The sequence below is a fragment of the Tenacibaculum sp. MEBiC06402 genome (genome assembly GCF_049239625.1).
Classification (GTDB): Bacteria; Bacteroidota; Bacteroidia; order Flavobacteriales; family Flavobacteriaceae; genus Polaribacter.
Map to the genome: position 1 here is coordinate 1 of NZ_JBMKKT010000028.1, position 664 is coordinate 664.

A 664-nucleotide genomic window follows, 5' to 3' on the forward strand; every position below is an offset into this window, starting at 1 on the left:
CATAAAACGTTTAGTTCTCTAAAAAAAGAATAGAACTGGAATTACTATTAAAAAACAAAATTTTAAAACTGACTTTTATTAATCAACAAGAAAACTATAGATCATTTTCGACAGTGTTTGCTAACGTATTTGTATAACTGTTGTTACGGGATTAAAGTTACATATTTTGTTTAGAAACTAGCGTTAGTAATTACCGAGTGGATTCAGACGAAGTCGAATCCGCCGTAATTGCGGTTATACATTGTTAGCCACTGGCTTTATTCCATTTATTAGCTCTTTCATAAATCCGATTTCCCAATTCAATTCCATCCATTCCGACGAAATTGTCCCAAGCTGAAGTCGGTGCAAACCAAATACTGATTCGTTTAAAATCAGGAACATTTTGATATTTCAAGTCGTTCAATTCCTCAACGAACTCTTTATAAAATTCCTCAGCGTCTATAAAATTTCCAGAATATCCTTCGCTCAATTCAGACAATATCTTTTCCGCTTTATCTAGGTCATTAAACAATTCAAAGAGCTCAAACTTTTTCCAAGTTTCAACTTTAGAAGGTTCCGTTTTTCCATTTTTAAAAATCCCTTTAAACATTTTGTATTTGCTTGTGGCTAACGTATTTGTGTATGATTTTTTGCGGGAAAAGGACGCGAGTTCTTTTCCGATGTT

At 33.0% G+C, this 664-nt stretch carries 1 pseudogene; it reads right to left on the reverse strand.

Annotation, left to right across the window (positions count from 1 at the left end):
• Positions 1–244: 244 nt before the first annotated feature.
• A pseudogene (locus tag ACOSP6_RS00245) lies at positions 245–664 on the reverse strand (hypothetical protein); the annotation flags it as partial.